We start from the raw sequence: 19,560 nt of genomic DNA, 5'->3' as shown, positions 1-19,560 counted from the left end.
TTTTACAGGCTGTGGCGTCAGCCACCATGTTAAAAATCAAGTCTGATCCAAGGTTGTTCGCAGTCCAGACGGTAGGGCTATTTATATCTACTTGTGGATACAGCTAAAGTGCATGATTAATGTTAGTAAAGGCTAGCTCATCTTCAAAATCAACAAACACCGGTGTATGCCGTGCTTGCCAGGCACTGACGCGGCGCTGCCCCTCTTGCAGAAATGCATCAAGATCGTTGCTTAAACTGCGATGAAGCAGGCAAAACACCGGATGGTCTCCGCTGCTACTACGTGCAATTGCTATCAAAGCATTTGAGTGGTTAATCGCTCGCGACATTCGCTGGCTTAAATCCAGCGGCAACAGGGGTGAGTCGCATGGCACTGTCAGTAGCCAGTCAGTTTGGGTATGTTTTAAACCTGCCTGAAAACCTGATAACGGACCGTCGAACTGCGTATTAGCATCTGTGACTACGGGTACACCGAACTGGTGATAGGTCTCGAGGTTACGGTTTGCATTAATCATGACTTGCGCCACTTGTGGCTGTATGCGGTCAAGCACATGTGCCACCATCGTTTTGCCTTGATAATCGACTAGCCCCTTATCAATGCCACCCATACGCATACCACGCCCGCCGGCCAGGATAACTGCGGTAACCTGCATTTAACCGCCTGTATGCGACATAAATCGAATTACGGCTGGCGCTGCGCGCTGTAAATCAAAGTCATGTCCTTTGGGTTTGATGCGCATGCCTTGCAAGATAGCTTCAACCAGGGGCATATCGTCTTTAGGGTGAGTGCGCAAAAGTGGCATCAGGTCAATTTTATGTTCTTGTCCCAGGCATAAGAATAATTCACCTTTACAGGTGATGCGCACACGATTGCAGCTTTCGCAAAAGTTATGGCTATGCGGGGAGATAAACCCGATTCTTGTTTTTTCTCCATTCACTTGCCAGTAACGCGCAGGGCCACCGGTTTTATGCATGCTCGGGGTGAGTGAAAACTTATTTTTTAATTGTGCCAGCGTTTCGTTATTACTGATGCAACTGCTTTCACGGTCATGGTTAACTTCACCTAATGGCATTTCTTCAATAAAGCTAATATCAATATGTTTCTGGATAGCAAAGTTCACCAGGTCGAAGGCTTCATCATCATTAATGCCACGCATCAGCACAGTGTTAAGTTTGATATTGCTGAATCCGGCTTGAATGGCATGCTCAATGCCGGACAGCACTTTTGGCAGTTCACCGACACGGGTGATCTTGCGGAAGCGTTCTTCATCCAGGCTATCTAGAGAAATATTGATACGGTTAACACCAGCGGCTTTTAAAGTCAGGCTGTGTTTATCCAGCTGGCTACCGTTAGTAGTGAGCAGGCATTCCTGCAGGCCTGGCAAATGGCCTATCTCTTTAAACAGCCACATGGCATTTTTGCGCACCAATGGTTCGCCGCCGGTAATACGAACTTTCGTCACGCCCATACGGACAAACAATTTAACCAGTCGCGAACATTCTTCAAGGCTCAGCACTTCATCGCGAGGCAAAAATGTCATTTCTTCAGCCATGCAATACTGGCAACGGAAATCACAACGGTCTGTGATTGACAGGCGAATGTAGTCGACATGCCGGCCAAACTGGTCGATAAGCTGCGAGGGAATGTGAGTCGAAAATTGCATTGCGTCCATTAATTTTAAAGTAATCAATATTCTATGCCCTTTTCATGGTTTCACAAGGGATGAATAAAGCGTATGATTTCGGGGTGATAGAATGTAACTAAATTGTAACTGCGAGGTTAGTTTGGATCATTTATTAAGCCAGGAGCAGCAGACGCTCATAAAAGCACATATCCAAGCACATCAGCATGTGCCGGGTGGTTTGATGCCTCTTTTACATGCGATTCAGGATGATATCGGCTATGTCCCTGAGATTATTTATCCCGATATATCCAAGGCATTAGCACTTTCAGTCGCTGAAGTGCATGGTGTCGTCAGTTTTTACCACCATTTCCGTACACACCCGATTGGCAAGCATGTGTTGCAGATTTGTCGTGCGGAATCCTGCCAGGCTATGGGTTCCGAAAAACTTGAGACTGAACTCAAATCCAGACTAGGCGTGGATTACCATCAAACAACCCAAGACGGCAAGGTCACATTGCTACCCGTGTATTGCCTGGGTAACTGTGGCTGCTCACCGGCGGTGATGCTGAATGATGAAGTGTATGGACGCATGAATAGTGAAAAGGTTTCTGAGCTGATTGCCGAGGTTTGCCATGGTTAAGGTATATGTGCCGATTGACTCGACCGCCTTGTCACTAGGCGCCGAACGCACTGCCAAAGCCATAGTGGCAGAAGCGCAAGCAAGAGGTATTGATATACAGCTGATCCGTAACGGTTCACGCGGACTGTTCTGGCTGGAGCCATTGGTGGAAGTGGAGCTTGCCGAAGGTCGCGTCGCTTTTGGCCCGGTGCAACCTAAAGATGTTGCCAGTCTGTTTGATGCAAATTTTATTAATGCACTGTCAGATTCTGCAAAAGGGCATCCTTTATATCTGGGATTAACCGAAGAGCTTGCCTGGTTGAAAACACAGCAACGCCTGACATTTACCCGCGTAGGGATTACCGATCCGGTATCGCTGGAAGATTATCTGGCCCATGATGGCTACAAAGGCCTGAAAAATGCACTGGCATTGAGCGGGGCTGACATTGTGAAAGCAGTCACGGATTCCGGTTTGCGTGGCCGCGGTGGTGCAGCTTTCCCGACCGGCATTAAATGGAATACGGTGCTGAATGCACCGGCAGAGCAGAAGTATGTGGTCTGCAATGCCGATGAAGGGGACTCCGGCACTTATTCTGACCGCATGATCATGGAAGACGATCCGTTTGTCCTGATCGAAGGGATGACGATTGCCGGTATCGCTGTCGGTGCTACCCAGGGATATATCTATCTGCGTAGCGAATACCCGCATGCGCTCAAAACCTTGAATGAAGCTATCCGCCGGGCAAATATAGCTGGCTACCTGGGTGAAAATATTCAGGGTTCCGGTAAAACCTTTCATCTGGAAGTACGGCGTGCCGCCGGCGCCTATGTCTGCGGTGAAGAGACATCGCTGCTGGAAAGCCTGGAAGGCAAACGCGGCCTGGTGCGTTTCAAACCACCATTGCCTGCGATTGAAGGTTTGTTTGGCAAGCCGACAATTGTTAATAACGTAATTTCGCTGGCAACCGTGCCTATCATTCTGGATAAAGGCGCACAATATTATGCCGATTACGGCATGGGCAGGTCACGCGGCACCCTACCTATCCAGCTAGCGGGTAACCTGAAGCAAACCGGATTGGTTGAACTGGCATTTGGTGCCACCTTGCGCGAGCTGTTGTATGACTATGGCGGTGGCTCGGCCTCCGGTAAACCTATCCGCGCAGTGCAGGTTGGTGGCCCATTAGGCGCTTACCTGCCGGAAAGCCAGTTTGATACACCGCTGGATTATGAAGAATTTGGCAAAATCTGGGCGGTACTCGGTCATGGCGGCATCGTGGCGTTTGATGAGACGGCGGATATGGCCAAAATGGCACGTTACGCGTTCGAATTCTGCGCCATTGAAAGCTGCGGTAAATGCACGCCGTGCAGGATTGGTTCTACCCGTGGCGTCGAAGTGATGGATAAAATTGTGGCCGGTAAAAATCATCCGCAGAATGTGCAGTTGCTGCGGGACTTGTCGGACACCATGCTGAATGGTTCTTTATGCGCACTGGGTGGGATGACGCCTTACCCGGTACTAAGTGCGCTGAATCATTTCCCCGAAGATTTTGGTCTGAGTAATAAAGAAGCTGCTGCCTAGGCAGTAAAGGTGACATTATGGATGACATCAAATATACCCCTTCCCAACATTCAGTATTGAAGTACGACGCGAACAAAGATTACGGCACACCAAAATCTGACAGCGATGTCATGGTGACGCTGAATATCGACGGCGTCGACGTGACTGTGCCTGAAGGTACTTCAATTATGCATGCGGCACAATTGGGTGGCGTAACCGTACCTAAACTGTGTGCGACCGATTCGCTGGAAGCTTTCGGCTCCTGCCGACTGTGCCTGGTGGAAATTGAAGGTCGTCGCGGTTACCCGGCTTCGTGCACGACGCCTGTCGCTTCAGGCATTAAAGTCAAAACGCAAACACCAAAACTGGCCGATGTGCGCCGTGGGGTGATGGAATTATATATTTCCGACCATCCACTGGATTGTTTGACCTGTGCCGCCAACGGTGATTGCGAATTGCAGGATATGGCAGGTGCAGTAGGCCTGCGCGAGGTCCGCTATGGCTATGAAGGTGAGAATCACCTTGGTCAGGCTAAAGACGAATCCAACCCTTACTTTACGTTTGATGCGTCAAAATGCATCGTCTGTTCCCGCTGTGTGCGTGCCTGCGAAGAAACACAAGGCACCTTTGCCTTGACCATACAGGGCCGCGGCTTTGATAGCAAAGTGTCTGCTGGTAACCAGGATTTCCTCGATTCAGAATGTGTGTCCTGTGGTGCCTGCGTACAGGCTTGTCCTACTGCTACCCTGATGGAAAAAACCGTGATAGCAGCAGGTACGCCAGAACATAGCGTGACCACCACGTGTGCTTATTGCGGTGTCGGTTGCAGCTTTGATGCCGAAATGAAGGGCGAAGAAGTGGTACGTATGACGCCGACCAAAGAAGGTGGCGCCAACCATGGACATAGTTGCGTTAAAGGCCGTTTTGCCTGGGGCTATGCAACCCATGCTGACCGTATCACCACCCCGATGATACGCAAGAGCATTCATGATCCATGGCAAAAAGTGGGCTGGGATGAGGCGATTAACTATGCTGCCAGTGAAATTCAACGTATCCAGGCTCAATATGGTAAAGATGCAGTCGGTGGCATTACTTCCAGCCGTTGTACTAACGAAGAAGTCTACGTGACGCAGAAGCTGATTCGCGCTGTATTCGGCAGTAATAACGTAGATACCTGCGCGCGCGTTTGCCACAGCCCGACTGGTTATGGTTTAAAACAAACACTGGGGGAATCTGCCGGTACACAGACCTTTGATTCCGTGATGAAGTCGGATGTGATTTTTGTCATGGGCGCCAATCCAACCGACGGTCATCCAGTCTTCGGCTCATTGATGAAACGCCGCCTGCGTGAAGGCGCCAAACTTATCGTAGCCGACCCGCGTGCGATTGACCTGGTAGAAAATTCACCTCATATTCGTGCGGACTATCACCTCAATTTGCGCCCAGGTACCAATGTCGCACTGATCAGTGCATTGGCACATGTCGTAGTCACCGAAGGTTTGGTTAAAGAGGACTTTGTCAAAGAGCGTTGCGAATGGGATTCTTTCGTGGCCTGGCGTGACTTTGTTGCCAAACCGGAAAATTCACCTGAGGCGCTGGCCAAAGATTTAGGACTGGATCCGCAAAAAGTACGCGAAGCCGCGCGCCTGTTTGCGACGGGAGGTAATGCTGCTATTTATTATGGCCTGGGCGTGACTGAACATAGCCAGGGCTCAACCACCGTGATGGGTATCGCCAACCTGGCGATGGCGACCGGTAATATTGGCCGCGAAGGCGTAGGCGTCAACCCGTTGCGTGGACAGAATAACGTTCAAGGTTCTTGTGATATGGGCTCCATGCCGCATGAGTTCCCCGGTTATCGCCATGTGTCAGATGACGAAACGCGCGCATTGTTTGAAGCAGCCTGGGGGGTTCCTTTGAGCGCAGACCCAGGATTGCGTATCCCTAACATGCTGGACCTGGCGGCTGAAGGCAGCTTTAAAGCTGTTTATTGCGTTGGTGAAGATATCGCGCAATCTGATCCGGATACCCAGCACGTGACGCATGCGCTGGAGAATATGGAATGCGTGATTGTGCAGGACTTGTTCCTGAACGAAACAGCGAAGTTTGCGCACGTATTTTTCCCCGGTGCTTCTTTCCTCGAGAAAAATGGTACCTTTACTAATGCCGAGCGTCGTATCTCGCCGGTGCGTAAGGTGATGACGCCAAAAAATGGTCTCAGGGAAGATGGCAAGCACGAAGCTGGTTTGGAGGACTGGGAGATTACAGCCAAGTTCTCAGAGGCATTGGGTTACCCTATGCATTACAACCATGCCAGCGACATCATGGATGAAATTGCAGCGCTGACACCTACTTTTAAAGGGGTGAGTTTCAAAAAACTGGATGAACTGGGTAGTATCCAGTGGCCTTGTAATGATGAAGCGCCGACTGGTACGCCGACCATGCACGTCGAAGAGTTTGTACGCGGCAAAGGTAAATTCTTCGTCACGCAATATGTGCCTACGACTGAACGCGTCAACGGAAAATTCCCGTTGATCCTGACGACCGGCCGCATCCTGTCGCAATATAACGTTGGTGCGCAAACGCGCCGTACTGAAAATGTAGTCTGGCATACGGAAGACAAGATTGAGATCCATCCACATGATGCTGAAGACCGCGGCATTCTGGAAGGTGACTGGGTAGGTATAAGCAGCCGTGCCGGCCAAACGGTGTTGCGCGCCAAGATCACCGAGCGCGTGCAGCCGGGCGTGGTGTACACTACTTTCCACCACCCTGAATCTGGCGCCAATGTGATCACTACCGATAACTCCGACTGGGCCACCAATTGCCCGGAATATAAAGTGACAGCGGTGCAGGTAACCAAGGTGAACCAGTTGTCAGAGTGGCAGAAAGACTACCGCACCTTCAGCGATACGCAAATCGAATTGTCGGGGATGGATCCGCAAACGGTTGTTTCCTGATGGCTCAACCAGCAATTGAATATGATGACTGCCCAATCGCGGACACAAGCAACGATTGGCAGCCACTCACTGCTTATCAAGCAGGCCACGAATTTGAGGTAACCCGCTGGCGTAATGGGCAACCACAAAGCGTGGTGGATACGCTTGCACAAGAAGTACCGGTCGCGCTGGTGTATAACGGCATTTCGCACGTGGTGATGCTTGCAACGCCAGCTGACCTGGAAGACTTTGCCTACGGGTTTTCATTTACCGAAGGCATTATTAGCGAGCGCGCGCAAATTTACGGAATCGACGCAAAAGCCATCCATCATGCTAATGGTCTGTTGAAGGGCATTGAATTGCATATCGAGTTAGCCACGGCACAGTTTGCGGCGCTCAAAGAGCAACGGCGTAACCTGACTGGCCGTACCGGCTGCGGTTTATGTGGTGCGGAAAGCCTGGACCAGGTTTTCAAGATTCCTTCACTGCCAACAACATCTAGGCCCAACCTTTCACTGCAAGCGATTGATACTGCCATAGCGCAACTCAAATCGCAGCAACCGCTACAGCAAATCACCGGAGCAACCCATGCGTGTGCAATCGTCAATGACCAGGGCGACGTATTGCATGTGCGTGAGGATGTCGGCAGGCATAATGCGCTGGATAAACTCATTGGATTATTGTTGCGGCAGAATCTTAAGTTTGGCGAGTTATGGAGCAAGCACTGGGTGCTGACAACCAGCCGCGCCAGTTATGAAATGGTACAAAAAGTTTCTATGGCCGGTGGCCGGGCATTAGTAGCTATCTCTGCCCCGACAGCATTAGCGGTGAATCTGGCACAAGAACAGGATTTTTTGCTGGTAGGGTTTGCCAGGCCAGCACAGTGCGTGGTTTACCATGGCGAATTAACAGGCTAGATTTAAATCGAATCGAAGAAAAGATAATTCTGCTTATTCGGTGTTGATATCTGTGATTGAACAGTTAACTGATTGTTGATTTGAAAAGAGCAAGCGATGGAAGTCGATAAATTAATCAAAATGGCCAACCAGATTGGCGATTTTTTTGAGGCAAATCCGGATGTGGAAGATGCCAAGCTGGAAATTGCCAGTCATTTGAAAAAATTCTGGAACTCGGTGATGATTAAATCGCTGGTGGCGCATGTGCAACAACAGCAGGGCGCGGGCTTGCACCCCAAGGTTTTGGCTGCCATTCAGCAACATATTCAAGCTTGAATCATTCTGCGTTAACGTCTATAGATTAACGATGCTGAAGCAGCCTGTAAGACTCTTTACTCTGGCGGCTTTGCTCACCCTCCCAAATTAACGACCACTCCGTGCCTGGTGAGGTGTGGCGCTTACCTGGCTGATCCTCAATTAGCAGCAAGTCACACCCTGCTGATTCTGCTGTTAGACGAATGCCGGCGTGGTAATGCAGCAAGTCTGCTTGTGAAGAACCAATATTGCGGCTGCTGATACAGCGGTAGTGTGCAGGCAAATGATTACGCATATCTTCAAAAATAGGCTGGTAAGTACGGGCCGCTTCTATCATCGGTAACCATAAACTCATAAATACAGTCCATGCACAGGTCATGCCGATAGCCCAGTTAGTCGCACTGGAGCGGTTGGAGTGCTTGGAACGTATCACGCCGGATAACCAGATCAATGTCACCGCCACTGCAATGGCACCGTAAAGCACACTAAGCTGGATGGTTTGCAGGCCAGACAAGTAAGCCAGACGCTGGTAAAGTCTGATCGGATGACCCGTTAGCATCGCCCACCACCCTAACCAGGCAATCGCGATCAGCAAGCCGAATAAAATCAGGCCAAACCAGTTTAATGCGCCCGCTGCGCCGCGCTTAAGGGTTTCTATGCTACCAGCCGCCAAAGCCGTTAGCGGTATCAGCAGCGGCAAGGCATTTACTTCGCTGCGATCACTGAAAAAACCGATTAGCACGAATGCCCATACAAAAAAAATCAGGCTGAGCTGAAAGCGGTAAGTGTTCAGCACTGCATGCCTGAAGCGCCAGATTCCCCATAATGCAAGCGGCAAGGCCGGCCATGCGTACCAAGCAAGCGTCCGCATAAAATACACATGGTTACTTGGTATTTGTACAGTCACCTGCGTTGCCCACCAGGCCGCCCACAAGCCATTTGCCCACTGCTGACATAACAGGCACCACAGTATAATGCCGGGTAATGCCAGTGTGATGCCAAGCAGTAAAGCACGTTTGGCCTCCATACGCTGCCGTATCACAGGCAAGAAAATCACCCCTGCAGTAGTCCCCGCAACCATGGCAGCGGGTAATAATCCTGCTGATAAAAAGGCAATCAGTAATCCGCCAGCAAGCAACCACATTGCCCTTACCGGTTTGCGTATCACCAGCGTCAATGCATAAAAGGCCATGCTGATGCCGCTGAGCGCAGCTACTTCTGGCATGATGGTATGTGCGCTGACCACTAGCCCCAGACAGCCGATAAATATAAAGTTGGTCTGTCGTCCTGCACCCAAGTTCCATAATTCACGGCCACTCAATCCCATCATCAGCAGCGTGACCAGCATCCAGATACCCACGCTTAAGCGTGCCGCATCATGAATCGGTAATAAAGGGGAGAGGGTTTGTGAAAATGCGGTAGCAACCCAGTAAAACAGCGGAGGGGTTTCAAGTGCTGGGTGCCCTGCAGACACCGGCGCAATCCAGTGACCATCGGTCCAGCTTTGTGCTGATAAAAAGGGGTGGTCAATCAGGCTTTGGATAATGCTGGCCGATTGCGATTCGAAAGGTTTCCATGGTGAGTGACCGATTAAGCCTACGCATAACCAGATGGTACATAGCAGAATCAGCAGGTGTGTTTTGGCCCGTTCCCCCACCTTGGCGCGCGGAGTGGCCATATTTTCCTGCCAATCGTGATCAATAAAAAACTGCATGTGTCTGCTGTGTGCTCAAGTTATGTGCCTATGCTGCTATCTAGTGTAAACCATCAGGGGTAAACAAGATAAAGTAGCATGCGTTAAAAACAAAAAAGGCAGCCATGCTGCCTTTTTAGAATACATTCCACCCAATTACATGCCGTATTTTTGGCGGAATTTCTCAACGCGACCAGCGGTATCCACAATCTTCTGTTTGCCAGTGTAGAAAGGGTGGCATTGTGAACATACTTCGATGCTCAGATCTTTGCCGCTGGTAGAACGGGTTTTGAATTTATTGCCACAGCTACAGGTGACGTTAATTTCTGGGTATGTTGGGTGAATGTCGGCTTTCATGCTTTCTCTCTATCTTTAAGCAGTTGCGGTAAGCGCGCGATTATCACCCAATTCATTCTATTAATCAATAGATTTCTCGTAATAATTCAACGCTATCTAACATTAACCGCGGCGCATGCTGTCAAAAAAGTCGTTATTGGTTTTAGTGGCCTTGATTTTATCCAGCAAGAATTCCATCGCTTCAAGGTCATCCATAGGGTAGAGCAATTTGCGCAATACCCAGATTTTTTGCAGTATATCTTTATCCAGCAACAACTCTTCACGGCGGGTACCGGATTTATTAACGTTAATGGCTGGATAAATACGTTTCTCGGCCATGCGTCTATCCAGGTGGATTTCCATGTTGCCGGTACCTTTAAACTCTTCGTAAATGACATCATCCATACGAGAGCCAGTGTCTACCAGTGCAGTGGCGATGATGGTGAGTGAGCCACCTTCCTCCACATTACGTGCCGCACCGAAGAAACGTTTTGGTTTTTGCAAGGCATTTGCATCCACACCACCGGTTAATACTTTGCCGGATGATGGAATGACTGTGTTGTATGCACGGGCCAGGCGGGTAATGGAGTCTAAAAGAATGACTACATCTTTTTTGTGTTCGACCAGGCGCTTGGCTTTTTCGAGCACCATTTCTGCGACCTGTACGTGACGTGTTGCCGGCTCGTCAAAGGTTGAAGCGACCACTTCACCGCGTACCGAGCGGGTCATTTCTGTCACTTCTTCCGGACGCTCATCAATCAGCAATACAATCATCACACAGTCAGGATGGTTGGCTGTAATGGCATGTGCCACATTTTGCAGCATGACCGTTTTACCGCTTTTCGGGCTGGCCACCAGCAAGGCACGCTGGCCTCTGCCGATTGGTGCAATGATATCGATCATGCGGCTGGTGATGTTCTCTTCACCGCGAATATCACGCTCAAGTGTGAGCGGAATGGTTGGGAATAATGGTGTTAAGTTCTCAAACAGTATCTTGTGCTTGGTATTCTCTGGCGCTTCGCCATTAACGCTGTCTACTTTAACTAACGCAAAATAACGCTCGCCATCTTTTGGGGTGCGAATCTCACCCTGAATGCTGTCCCCTGTATGCAGGTTGAAACGGCGGATTTGCGAGGGAGACACATAAATATCATCCGGACCGGCCAGGTAAGAAGTATCAGGTGAGCGCAAAAAGCCAAAACCGTCTGGCAGCACTTCCAACGTCCCATCTCCAAAAATGCTGTCGCCTTTTTTTGCTTTGTTTTTCAAAATGGCAAAAATCAGGTCTTGCTTGCGCATGCGGCTAGCATTTTCGATTTCGTTACTGGTGGCCATTTCTACCAGTTCGGTAACGGGGAGATGTTTTAAGTCGGATAAGTGCATGAGTGACTCGCTAGATTGAGACGTCGGAGAATAAGAAGAGAAAACCCGGTTTCGAAGTTATTTGAAACCGGGTGAATGGATTAAATATTGCTGTCGATAAACGCGCTGAGTTGAGACTTGGAGAGTGCGCCTACTTTTGTGGCCTCTACATTGCCGTTTTTAAACAGCATTAAAGTAGGGATCCCACGAATGCCATACTTAGGTGGCGTATTCTGGTTATCATCGATATTCAGTTTGGCAACTTTCAGGCGGCCAGCGTATTCTTTGCTGATATCATCCAGGATAGGTGCAATCATTTTACAAGGGCCACACCATTCAGCCCAGTAATCAACCAGTACCGGAACCGTAGATTGTAAAACTTCCTGTTCAAAGCTGGCATCGCTTAAATGGGTAATGTTGTCGCTCATTATTGCCTCGTAAGAATGGGTGAAGAATTGATAGAGTGGAATTGCACAGAAAAATTCTGATGTTGGCGCTAAATATTGTTTGGCTAAAATAGTTTGAATTAGTAATTTGCTGAAAATATGAAATTACTAAAAGTGTTTGCAGCAAGTATAGCAACAGATTTCCAGCAGAATCAAGTTTTTTTCAAACATAGCCTTATATGTGTTCTATTGTGTGGTTTTCAATAGCAGAAAGTTCGAGTTAAAGGTAATTATGGGCGGTAACCGTTTTAACTTATGCATAGGATTACTTGGCATGCTTTGGATGATCAGCCTGCAAGCTGACCCGCTCCAGACATGGGTCATGCAGGATACGGCAGGTAAAACGCATAAATTATCTGGCTACCGGGGTCAATGGGTGGTGGTCAATTACTGGGCACCCTGGTGCCCACCCTGCCTGGAAGAAATGCCTGAACTGGTCGCATTTTATGATGAGCAACGGCTGAAAAATGTCATGGTGCTGGGTGTGGCGGTGCAATACAAAACTGAAAAGTCTGTGACTGACTTTGCGGAAGATATGCTGATTTCGTATCCCATTATCTTGGGCAGTACGCAAAAGAAACCAGTGCCGGAGCCCGAAGTATTACCTACTACCTATATCTATAAGCCTGATGGGCAATTGTATAAAGTGAAACGCGGTCCTGTTAGCAAGCGCTGGTTGGAGCAATTGCTAAAAGAGGCCGCATCTTGAGCTGAGTCCAGCGGTATTAATAATGTAAGTGCTAAGAGTCGATAGTGACCGCTTCACCCGCCGCATTGATAATGCTGAGCTGATTTTCTGTAGCAAACTGGATCAGCTGTTCAAACCCTTCAGGGTTGACCTGCTTCAATTTCATATCCACCGAGAGACTGCGCACATTATTTACCAGCTTGGGTTTTAAATAAGGCGAGTAGCGTAATTTTTTATCAACACCAAAACTGGCGAAGGTGCTACACATGCGGTCTACCCAATCGCTGGGGCGAAAGGGTTTTCCGGCAAGCGTAATCCCTTGAATGATAATTTCCTGGTCTTCCATTCAGTTTCCTTAAAGCTTTATATAAAAAATTATTTGGTGTACTCAAAAACTTTGACTACTTTAGTCACGCCTTCGGTAGTTCGGGCGATTTCTACCGCATCTTCAGCTTCTTTTTCAGACACGATACCCATCAGGTAGACAACGCTGGCTTCTGTCACTACTTTTACCACATTGGATGGGAACAGGTTTTCACTAAGGAAGCGCGTTTTGACTTTGGTAGTAATATAAGTATCGTTGCTGCGATCACCAATTGACGAAGCCGGGCCGACAGTAATCGCATTGTGGATATCACGCACATTGGACACTTCACGTGTCAATGTTTCAGCCTGTGTCTGCTGCCCATTGTTTGGCACTTCGCCAGTCAGCAACACAATGCGGTTATAGCTGGTCACATTAATATGGGATTCTTTATCCATGTATTGCGAAATGCGTTTCAGTGTTTTTAGCTCGATATTTTCATCTTCAACATAAATACCTGAAGATCGACGATCTGCAGCCATCGCGCCACCCGCTGCGGCACCACCTACAATAGCGGGAAAACAGCCACTCAGTTGTGTGCTGATTAATAACAGGGCAATGGCGGAGATTTTTTTATTCATGAAGTTTCCTTGATTTACAACACTAAGGTTTGCGAGAAAAACTAAGAAGATTGGTTATGGATAAATAATGGACAGCAGACGTTAAATAAAATTCTACGCTCTTTATGTTTCGATTGCATTACGAATCCAGTTTGGGGATTCAAAACTAGGCTCGTTAAACAGCACAGCATCGAAACGACAGGGGCGATTAATGTCCTGGCTTTGCAGATAATACTGCGCAGCGCGAATCAATTTTTGCTGTTTATGGTGGTGAATGCTGTCCGCGGCACTGGTAAACTTCTGATTACTGCGAAGTCGGACTTCAACAAATACCAGTGTGCTCTTTTCCTGCATGATCAGATCGATCTCGCCAAACCGGCAACTGTAGTTTTGCGCAACCAATACCAGGCCCTGTTGCTTAAGAAACCTGGCCGCCGCTGCCTCAGCAGCAATGCCTTTATTATTGAGGTTAAGTTTCATAGTTTGCGGGTAATGATCATCTTTTTAAATGCCTGGGAAAACTATAGTGCTTAGCGAAAAGGTCGCGATGCCTTAAAATGGCGGCATGAGTGAGTTGGGTACATTATATGTGGTGGCGACACCGATCGGCAATTTGGGTGATATCACCCTGCGTGCGCTGGAGACGTTGAAACTGGTCGATGCGATTGCGGCTGAAGATACCCGGCACAGCGTTGGTCTCTTACGGCATTTCGGAATTAGCAAGCCCCTGATTGCAGTGCATGAACACAACGAACAACATTCTGCGGAAGCTTTGCTAAGGCGATTGCAGGCTGGTGAATCCATTGCGCTGGTGACAGATGCCGGTACCCCAGCCGTTAGTGACCCCGGAGCAGTAGTCGTGCATGCAGTGCTGGAGGCGGGCTTGAAAGTAGTGCCCATCCCCGGTGCCAGTGCCGTGATTGCGGCCTTATCTGCCTCAGGCATTGTGCAAACAGGGTTCTGTTTCGAAGGGTTTTTACCCGCCAGTGGCTCGCAGCGTCGCAAGCGGCTGGAGCTGTTAAAAGCTTATCCTTCCACATTGGTGTTATATGAGGCGCCACACAGGATTATCGAGTGCGTAAAAGATCTGCAAACAGTATTTGGCGGGGCGCGTTTGCTAACCATTGCACGCGAGCTGACCAAGACCTTTGAAACCATACATGTCAGTAGCTTGACAGAGGCTGTAAACTGGTTAGAAGCAGACAGTAATCAGCAGCGCGGCGAATTTGTGTTGCTGGTTCATCCTGCGCCTGAAGTCAAAGCGGAAGGGCTGGATGATGAAACCCAGCGTATTCTCAAGCGCTTGTTGCAAGAGCTGCCTTTGAAACAGGCCGTTGCGCTGGCGACAGATATTACCGGCTACAAGAAAAACGAACTCTATGAGGCGGCGCTGGCATTAAAAGACGCCGTTTAAACTTTCAATATATTATTCAAGATGACAACCCAACTGACGATTACCCGCCCCGATGACTGGCACTTACACCTGCGCGATGGCGAGACTTTAAAAGCAGTATTGCCGGATACGGCGAAACAATTTGCCCGCGCCATCGTGATGCCAAACTTGCGCCCACCAGTATCAACCGCTGATGCCGCACGTGCTTATTATGATCGCATCAGGCAGGCATTGCCTGCGGCGCTGATTTTTGAGCCACTGATGACGCTCTATCTGACCGACAATATGGCGGCTGAAGAAATTTCGCGTGCGCATCAGGATGGCGTAGTCAAGGCGGTGAAGTTGTATCCGGCGGGTGCTACTACCAATAGTGATTCCGGCGTCACCAGCCTGGCAAAATGTGCCGCTGTGTTAGCTGAAATGGAAAAATCTGGCATGCCATTGTTGATACATGGCGAGGTGACTGATGCCGAGATTGATGTGTTTGACCGCGAAAAAGTGTTTATTGAGCGACACTTGCAGCCTTTACTGAAAGACTTCCCTGGCCTGAAAGTTGTATTCGAACATATCACTACCAAAGATGCTGCTGAGTTTGTGGCGCAAGGTTCGGATAATCTGGCAGCGACTATCACTGCGCATCACTTGCTAATGAACCGCAATGCCATGTTTACCGGTGGCATTCGCCCGCATCACTACTGCTTGCCAGTGCTTAAGCGTGAAACGCACAGGCAGGCTTTAGTCAAAGCGGCGATCTCAGGCTCGCCAAAATTCTTTCTCGGCACCGACAGTGCGCCGCATCCAAAATCGGCGAAAGAGGCAAGTTGCGGATGTGCCGGCATGTACACCGCACATGCAGCCATTGAGCTCTATGCGGAAGCCTTTGAAGCAGCGGGCGCGCTGGACAAGCTGGAAGGGTTTGCCAGTTTTTATGGGCCGGATTTTTACCATCTGCCACGCAACACTGACAAAATCACCTTACGTAAAGAGGAGTGGCTGGTGCCGGAGTCAATCCCCTTCGCCGATGATGTGTTAGTGCCGTTGCGTGCCGGGCAGACTATCGCATGGAAACTGGTGTAAAAAGGTTGATAGTGACTTGCGGTATACATGAGTCTGCATAGGCCAGGTTCAACCTGCCTGCAGCACGGTAACTATCCTAAAGCTGCCATGAAATTGGCGATTGTCCACGCGAAACCAGGTAATCGTTGATTTGGGAAAATTGGCGGTTACCAAAAAAACCGCGATGCGCCGATAGTGGCGACGGGTGCACAGACTTTAAAATCAAATGTTTGTTGGGGTCTATCATGGCTCCTTTCTTTTGCGCATAACTTCCCCACAGCACAAACACCAGTCCTTCCCTGTAAGCATTCAGGGCGGTAATCGCCGCATTGGTAAATTGCTCCCAGCCGCGGTTCTGGTGCGAACCGGCAGTTGCCATCTGCACAGTCAGCGTGGCATTCAGTAATAGAACGCCCTGGTCTGCCCAAGGTGTTAAATCACCACTGCCACTCATGCGAATGCCAATGTCTGATTCGATTTCCTTAAAGATATTCATCAGTGATGGCGGTAAAGCCACGCCCGCCTGTACCGAAAAACTCAAGCCATGCGCCTGCCCCGGCCCGTGGTAAGGATCCTGCCCGATAATCACCACACGTACCTGGTCAAACGGGGTGTGATTAAATGCATTGAAAATTAGCGGCCCGGGCGGGTAAATCGTTTTACCCGCAGCTTTCTCCTGCTGCAAAAAAGCCTTGAGAGACTGCATGTAAGGCTTATCAAGTTCTTCGCCTATCTTGGCTTGCCATGAAGGATCGAGTTGGCCGGTTTTTTCTTGGGACATATTGTGTTGTATTTAAAAGAGTTGGTTGTGAAATTATACGACGCTCTTGCATCTGACGAGTGTCGCTAGCTTGTGGCATGTTAAAATGACCATGAAGCCAACCAGACAGTCGCCGCTTGGCATTTGCTAGGGGGAGGAAAGTCCGGGCTGCACAGAGCGGGATGACGGCTAACGGCCGTACGCTGAAAGCTGGAAACAGTATAAGGTGAGGAATAGGGCCACAGAGACGAGTCGGTTCGACCTGGGAGCAACTTGTTGCGAGCTTGCGTCGAAACGGGTGAAACGCGGTAACCTCCATCTGCAGCAATATCAAATAGGCTGGCATTTTACGCAAGTAATAAGGCGTGGCTCGCGCTGCCAGCGGGTAGATAGCTTGAGCGTGTGAGTAATTGCACGCCTAGAGGAATGACTGTCAGCTACGCAAGTAGTTACAGAACCCGGCTTACCGGTTGGCTTTACTCTTCCTGTTTTGTTTTCAGTTTGTTTTGAACATGGCTGCCTTACCATTGCGCTAGCGCAGCAACAATAGTCTTTTCATTAAATCCGCGCACCACTTCTCCATCAATCAATAACACCGGCACACCTTTACCGGCCAGGCGCTGATATTGATCTCTACCTTCTTCTGACGTTTCAATATTGTATTCCTTATATGGCACATGCAATTGCTCAAGCAATGCGCGCGTTTTTGCACAATAAGGGCACCAGTCAGTTGCGTAAAGGGTGACTTTGCCCTTGCCAAAATCTGGTGGCGGCGATAAGTAATAAAGTAAAGAACGCCATTCCATGGCTAACAAAATAGCTGTGCCTATCAAGAAAAACTTCAGTTTTCGCGACATATATATGTTGGATAAATGTGTGTATTTAAATGCTGGTTATTCGACCAATTGTCACGGTATTTAATGCAAAAAATAACTCAAATATTTATATTTTTTAATTATTCAATATTTTCAATGGGATAGCTATTTTTATTAAACAACATTGTGTATTCATTGCTGCAATATGTTGATTTGAATTGGTTTGTTAAAATGTCGTAAGTCTTTGTCTTTAAAGAAAATTTTCCATGAAAGTGCTTGCCAAGCACTTTTAATTTATCTATAGTGTGCAAAAGGGTGATTTTGTGTTGAATTGTGGGAAATTTTCTCATAAACGTACAAAAAAGGTGATCAGTTAACCATGTTTCGCGGGGCAGTACAGTTAAGTTTGGATGCTAAAGGGCGGCTCAGTGTGCCGGCCAAGCACCGTGACGCCCTGACCGCAGGCGGTCAAAGCGAAGTTGTGTTGACTGCGCATCCGCATCGCTGCCTGATTTTATATCCGCAAGCGGCTTGGGAGCCTATTGAAACCAAGCTGACCAGTTTGTCCAGTTTCAATCCTCAAATCAGTGGTATCCAGCGCATGATTGTCGGCCAGGCGGATGTCATGCATCTGGATTCTGCCGGCCGTTTGTTGGTGAATGCGGTGCTGCGCAAATTTGCCGGGCTTGATAAAGATGTGATGATGGTTGGCCAGGGTAGCCATTTCGAGTTGTGGGATGTAGCTGCCTGGGATCAGCAGTTGGAAAAGCTCATGTCTACCGATCAATTACAGATTCCTCAAGAACTAGAGGGATTCTCACTATGATGGCGGGCGCGAAGTCAGCGCCCGCGTCTTCGACGGAAACGTCTGTGTCGCCAGCCGCCAGCCACATCACGGTGCTTTTGCATGAGGCAGTCGATGCGCTTAATGTGCGTGCCGATGGCGTTTATGTGGATGGCACATTCGGGCGCGGCGGGCATAGTCGCCTGATACTTTCCAGGTTAGGTTCACAAGGTCGCCTGATTGCGCTTGATCGCGATCTGGCGGCTATTGCCCATGCAAAAAGCATCTCCGATACGCGTTTTAACATCGCGCATGCCCATTTTTCCGGCATGACAGAGGTGCTGGCGGAGTTGGGCGTGGAAGCGGTGGATGGCATTTTGCTCGATTTGGGGATTTCTTCCCCGCAGATTGATGAAGGTGAGCGTGGATTCAGTTTCCGTTTTGACGGGCCGCTGGATATGCGTATGGATCAGAGTCGTGGCAAAACCGCCGCCGAGTGGTTAGCGACAATTTCAGAGAAGCAATTGGTTGAGGTGATAAGGGACTATGGTGAAGAACGGTTTGCTAAGCAGGTTGCAAGGGCGATTGTTAAGGAGCGCGAAGATGGGCATGCCATCACCACTACGGGACAACTTGCCAAGATCGTGGCAGGCGCCATCCACAAGGTTGAGCCGGGCCAGAACCCTGCAACGCGCACATTTCAGGCTTTACGGATTTTCGTCAATCAAGAGCTTGAGGAACTCTCGCTAGTGTTGCCTGACTGTTTGCGCTTGCTGCGTGAGCGTGGCCGTCTGGCAGTGATCAGCTTTCACTCGCTGGAAGACCGTATCGTCAAGCGTTTTATCCAGTCTGAAATGGACAGGGATAATTTGCCGGCGGGTTTGCCGGTGCGTGCGAAGGATATACCACAGCCGCGTCTGATTTCAGTAGGTAAGGCCACTAAGCCAAGCCAGGCTGAAGTGTCTGCAAATGTGCGTTCACGCAGTGCGGTGTTGCGCGTGGCAGAGCGCACAAGTGTTCAGTAACGGTTTTGAATGATACGCCTGAACCTGATTTTATTTGTATTGACGATTGCCATGGCACTAGGGGTGGTCACCGCGCAATACAAGGCACGCAAGTTGTATTTTGAGCTTGACCGACAGGAAATGCTGACCAAGCAATATATGACTGAGTATGACCAGTTGCAGATTGAGCAAAGTACCTGGGCCATGCATTCGCGGCTGGAAGAGTTTGCCACCGCACGTTTGCATATGCACAGCCCTAGCATGCAGCAAACGCAGGTCATTGTAGTGGATGTGCCGACGGCGCCTATTGTTGTGCCGGCAGCGACTAAGTAGTGTGAATTAGTGAAC

22 protein-coding genes and 1 other RNA gene are annotated in these 19,560 nt (G+C 49.1%); 12 read left to right on the top strand and 11 right to left on the bottom strand.

Annotation, left to right across the window (positions count from 1 at the left end; genetic code table 11):
* Nucleotides 1-103: 103 nt before the first annotated feature.
* On the bottom strand, nt 104-652 hold the full coding sequence (mobA, locus tag ASG34_RS06465; protein ID WP_055828282.1) for a molybdenum cofactor guanylyltransferase MobA: 549 nt from the start codon (nt 650-652) through the stop codon (nt 104-106).
* Nucleotides 653-1,663, bottom strand: coding sequence for a GTP 3',8-cyclase MoaA (gene moaA, locus ASG34_RS06460; RefSeq protein ID WP_055829120.1), 1,011 nt, complete (start codon nt 1,661-1,663; stop codon nt 653-655).
* Nucleotides 1,664-1,784: 121 nt separating this feature from the next.
* Between moaA and ASG34_RS06455 the strand changes: the two genes are divergently transcribed.
* The 5 genes from ASG34_RS06455 to ASG34_RS06435 all read left to right on the top strand — a co-directional run bounded on the left by ASG34_RS06455 (nt 1,785) and on the right by ASG34_RS06435 (nt 7,972).
* A complete protein-coding gene (locus ASG34_RS06455; protein WP_055828279.1) occupies nt 1,785-2,264 on the top strand; it encodes a formate dehydrogenase subunit gamma in 480 nt (159 codons plus the stop codon).
* Nucleotides 2,257-3,822 (top strand): formate dehydrogenase beta subunit, encoded by a 1,566-nt coding sequence (locus ASG34_RS06450; RefSeq protein ID WP_055828277.1) that lies wholly within the window; start codon nt 2,257-2,259, stop codon nt 3,820-3,822. Before ASG34_RS06455 ends, ASG34_RS06450 begins: the two co-directional genes overlap by 8 nt.
* Before the next feature lie 17 nt (nt 3,823-3,839).
* Nucleotides 3,840-6,761, top strand: a complete 2,922-nt coding sequence (gene fdhF / locus ASG34_RS06445) for a formate dehydrogenase subunit alpha (RefSeq protein WP_055828274.1) — start codon at nt 3,840-3,842, stop codon at nt 6,759-6,761.
* Nucleotides 6,761-7,657 carry a formate dehydrogenase accessory sulfurtransferase FdhD gene (fdhD, locus tag ASG34_RS06440; protein WP_055828271.1) on the top strand — a complete coding sequence of 299 codons (897 nt, stop codon included), beginning with the start codon at nt 6,761-6,763 and terminating at the stop codon, nt 7,655-7,657. The genes fdhF and fdhD overlap by 1 nt, the downstream gene beginning before the upstream one ends.
* 96 nt (nt 7,658-7,753) lie before the next feature.
* Nucleotides 7,754-7,972, top strand: a complete 219-nt coding sequence (locus tag ASG34_RS06435) for a formate dehydrogenase subunit delta (protein ID WP_055828268.1) — start codon at nt 7,754-7,756, stop codon at nt 7,970-7,972.
* A 25-nt stretch (nt 7,973-7,997) separates the two neighbouring features.
* Here the strand turns inward: ASG34_RS06435 and ASG34_RS06430 are convergent, their stop codons facing one another.
* From ASG34_RS06430 to trxA, 4 genes are all read right to left on the bottom strand, one after another.
* Nucleotides 7,998-9,665, bottom strand: a complete 1,668-nt coding sequence (locus ASG34_RS06430) for an ArnT family glycosyltransferase (RefSeq protein WP_055828265.1) — start codon at nt 9,663-9,665, stop codon at nt 7,998-8,000.
* Nucleotides 9,666-9,800: 135 nt separating this feature from the next.
* Nucleotides 9,801-10,001 carry a 50S ribosomal protein L31 gene (gene rpmE / locus ASG34_RS06425; protein ID WP_055828263.1) on the bottom strand — a complete coding sequence of 67 codons (201 nt, stop codon included), beginning with the start codon at nt 9,999-10,001 and terminating at the stop codon, nt 9,801-9,803.
* A gap of 102 nt (nt 10,002-10,103) precedes the next feature.
* Nucleotides 10,104-11,363, bottom strand: coding sequence for a transcription termination factor Rho (rho, locus tag ASG34_RS06420; RefSeq protein ID WP_055828259.1), 1,260 nt, complete (start codon nt 11,361-11,363; stop codon nt 10,104-10,106).
* 80 nt (nt 11,364-11,443) lie between these two features.
* Complete coding sequence (gene trxA, locus ASG34_RS06415; protein WP_019883507.1) at nt 11,444-11,770, bottom strand: thioredoxin TrxA; 327 nt, start codon at nt 11,768-11,770, stop codon at nt 11,444-11,446.
* Between the two features lie 292 nt (nt 11,771-12,062).
* Between trxA and ASG34_RS06410 the strand changes: the two genes are divergently transcribed.
* Nucleotides 12,063-12,497, top strand: coding sequence for a peroxiredoxin family protein (locus ASG34_RS06410; RefSeq protein ID WP_235559688.1), 435 nt, complete (start codon nt 12,063-12,065; stop codon nt 12,495-12,497).
* A gap of 31 nt (nt 12,498-12,528) precedes the next feature.
* On the opposite strand, the gene ASG34_RS06405 is transcribed toward ASG34_RS06410, so the two are convergent.
* The 3 genes from ASG34_RS06405 to ASG34_RS06395 all read right to left on the bottom strand — a co-directional run bounded on the left by ASG34_RS06405 (nt 12,529) and on the right by ASG34_RS06395 (nt 13,880).
* Complete coding sequence (locus tag ASG34_RS06405; RefSeq protein ID WP_055828253.1) at nt 12,529-12,822, bottom strand: DUF3579 domain-containing protein; 294 nt, start codon at nt 12,820-12,822, stop codon at nt 12,529-12,531.
* Between the two features lie 29 nt (nt 12,823-12,851).
* Nucleotides 12,852-13,421: a BON domain-containing protein gene (locus tag ASG34_RS06400; protein WP_055828251.1), complete on the bottom strand. Its 570-nt coding sequence runs from the start codon at nt 13,419-13,421 to the stop codon at nt 12,852-12,854.
* A 102-nt stretch (nt 13,422-13,523) separates the two neighbouring features.
* Nucleotides 13,524-13,880: a YraN family protein gene (locus tag ASG34_RS06395; protein WP_055828248.1), complete on the bottom strand. Its 357-nt coding sequence runs from the start codon at nt 13,878-13,880 to the stop codon at nt 13,524-13,526.
* An 85-nt stretch (nt 13,881-13,965) separates the two neighbouring features.
* On the opposite strand from ASG34_RS06395, the gene rsmI reads away from it, so the two are divergent.
* A complete protein-coding gene (rsmI, locus tag ASG34_RS06390) occupies nt 13,966-14,814 on the top strand; it encodes a 16S rRNA (cytidine(1402)-2'-O)-methyltransferase (RefSeq protein ID WP_055828245.1) in 849 nt (282 codons plus the stop codon).
* Nucleotides 14,815-14,835: 21 nt separating this feature from the next.
* Nucleotides 14,836-15,870, top strand: coding sequence for a dihydroorotase (gene pyrC, locus ASG34_RS06385; RefSeq protein WP_055828242.1), 1,035 nt, complete (start codon nt 14,836-14,838; stop codon nt 15,868-15,870).
* 76 nt (nt 15,871-15,946) lie between these two features.
* Here pyrC and ung read toward each other — a convergent pair whose 3' ends face one another.
* Complete coding sequence (gene ung, locus ASG34_RS06380) at nt 15,947-16,630, bottom strand: uracil-DNA glycosylase (protein ID WP_055828239.1); 684 nt, start codon at nt 16,628-16,630, stop codon at nt 15,947-15,949.
* Between the two features lie 93 nt (nt 16,631-16,723).
* On the opposite strand from ung, the gene rnpB reads away from it, so the two are divergent.
* Nucleotides 16,724-17,091, top strand: an RNA gene (gene rnpB, locus ASG34_RS07995) — RNase P RNA component class A.
* 39 nt (nt 17,092-17,130) lie between these two features.
* Here the strand turns inward: rnpB and ASG34_RS06375 are convergent.
* On the bottom strand, nt 17,131-17,466 hold the full coding sequence (locus tag ASG34_RS06375; protein WP_235559687.1) for a glutaredoxin family protein: 336 nt from the start codon (nt 17,464-17,466) through the stop codon (nt 17,131-17,133).
* Between the two features lie 337 nt (nt 17,467-17,803).
* Between ASG34_RS06375 and mraZ the strand changes: the two genes are divergently transcribed.
* The 3 genes from mraZ to ftsL are packed head-to-tail and all read left to right on the top strand — an operon-like array spanning nt 17,804 to nt 19,545.
* On the top strand, nt 17,804-18,250 hold the full coding sequence (mraZ, locus tag ASG34_RS06370) for a division/cell wall cluster transcriptional repressor MraZ (protein WP_055828236.1): 447 nt from the start codon (nt 17,804-17,806) through the stop codon (nt 18,248-18,250).
* On the top strand, nt 18,247-19,233 hold the full coding sequence (gene rsmH / locus ASG34_RS06365; protein ID WP_055828233.1) for a 16S rRNA (cytosine(1402)-N(4))-methyltransferase RsmH: 987 nt from the start codon (nt 18,247-18,249) through the stop codon (nt 19,231-19,233). The genes mraZ and rsmH overlap by 4 nt, the downstream gene beginning before the upstream one ends.
* A 9-nt stretch (nt 19,234-19,242) precedes the next feature.
* The gene (ftsL, locus tag ASG34_RS06360) at nt 19,243-19,545 is read left to right on the top strand and encodes a cell division protein FtsL (RefSeq protein ID WP_055828231.1); all 303 of its coding nucleotides are present in this window, start codon (nt 19,243-19,245) and stop codon (nt 19,543-19,545) included.
* Nucleotides 19,546-19,560 lie beyond the last annotated feature (15 nt).

The organism is Methylophilus sp. Leaf416 (assembly GCF_001424665.1).
Taxonomy (GTDB): domain Bacteria; phylum Pseudomonadota; class Gammaproteobacteria; order Burkholderiales; family Methylophilaceae; genus Methylophilus.
This window is presented reverse-complemented; position numbering and strand designations above follow the sequence as displayed.

Bases quoted from the DNA above. Each gene is read 5' to 3' on its own strand.
- mobA (WP_055828282.1), bottom strand. From the start codon at position 652: ATGCAGGTTACCGCAGTTATCCTGGCCGGCGGGCGTGGTATGCGTATG.
- mraZ (WP_055828236.1), top strand. From the start codon at position 17,804: ATGTTTCGCGGGGCAGTACAGTTAAGTTTGGATGCTAAAGGGCGGCTC.
- ASG34_RS06375 (WP_235559687.1), bottom strand. From the start codon at position 17,466: ATGTCGCGAAAACTGAAGTTTTTCTTGATAGGCACAGCTATTTTGTTA.
- rho (WP_055828259.1), bottom strand. From the start codon at position 11,363: ATGCACTTATCCGACTTAAAACATCTCCCCGTTACCGAACTGGTAGAA.
- trxA (WP_019883507.1), bottom strand. From the start codon at position 11,770: ATGAGCGACAACATTACCCATTTAAGCGATGCCAGCTTTGAACAGGAA.
- ASG34_RS06400 (WP_055828251.1), bottom strand. From the start codon at position 13,421: ATGAATAAAAAAATCTCCGCCATTGCCCTGTTATTAATCAGCACACAA.
- rpmE (WP_055828263.1), bottom strand. From the start codon at position 10,001: ATGAAAGCCGACATTCACCCAACATACCCAGAAATTAACGTCACCTGT.
- ASG34_RS06430 (WP_055828265.1), bottom strand. From the start codon at position 9,665: ATGCAGTTTTTTATTGATCACGATTGGCAGGAAAATATGGCCACTCCG.
- ASG34_RS06435 (WP_055828268.1), top strand. From the start codon at position 7,754: ATGGAAGTCGATAAATTAATCAAAATGGCCAACCAGATTGGCGATTTT.
- moaA (WP_055829120.1), bottom strand. From the start codon at position 1,663: ATGCAATTTTCGACTCACATTCCCTCGCAGCTTATCGACCAGTTTGGC.
- ASG34_RS06410 (WP_235559688.1), top strand. From the start codon at position 12,063: ATGCTTTGGATGATCAGCCTGCAAGCTGACCCGCTCCAGACATGGGTC.
- ung (WP_055828239.1), bottom strand. From the start codon at position 16,630: ATGTCCCAAGAAAAAACCGGCCAACTCGATCCTTCATGGCAAGCCAAG.
- ASG34_RS06450 (WP_055828277.1), top strand. From the start codon at position 2,257: ATGGTTAAGGTATATGTGCCGATTGACTCGACCGCCTTGTCACTAGGC.
- fdhD (WP_055828271.1), top strand. From the start codon at position 6,761: ATGGCTCAACCAGCAATTGAATATGATGACTGCCCAATCGCGGACACA.
- ASG34_RS06395 (WP_055828248.1), bottom strand. From the start codon at position 13,880: ATGAAACTTAACCTCAATAATAAAGGCATTGCTGCTGAGGCAGCGGCG.
- fdhF (WP_055828274.1), top strand. From the start codon at position 3,840: ATGGATGACATCAAATATACCCCTTCCCAACATTCAGTATTGAAGTAC.
- rsmH (WP_055828233.1), top strand. From the start codon at position 18,247: ATGATGGCGGGCGCGAAGTCAGCGCCCGCGTCTTCGACGGAAACGTCT.
- ASG34_RS06405 (WP_055828253.1), bottom strand. From the start codon at position 12,822: ATGGAAGACCAGGAAATTATCATTCAAGGGATTACGCTTGCCGGAAAA.
- pyrC (WP_055828242.1), top strand. From the start codon at position 14,836: ATGACAACCCAACTGACGATTACCCGCCCCGATGACTGGCACTTACAC.
- rsmI (WP_055828245.1), top strand. From the start codon at position 13,966: ATGAGTGAGTTGGGTACATTATATGTGGTGGCGACACCGATCGGCAAT.
- ftsL (WP_055828231.1), top strand. From the start codon at position 19,243: ATGATACGCCTGAACCTGATTTTATTTGTATTGACGATTGCCATGGCA.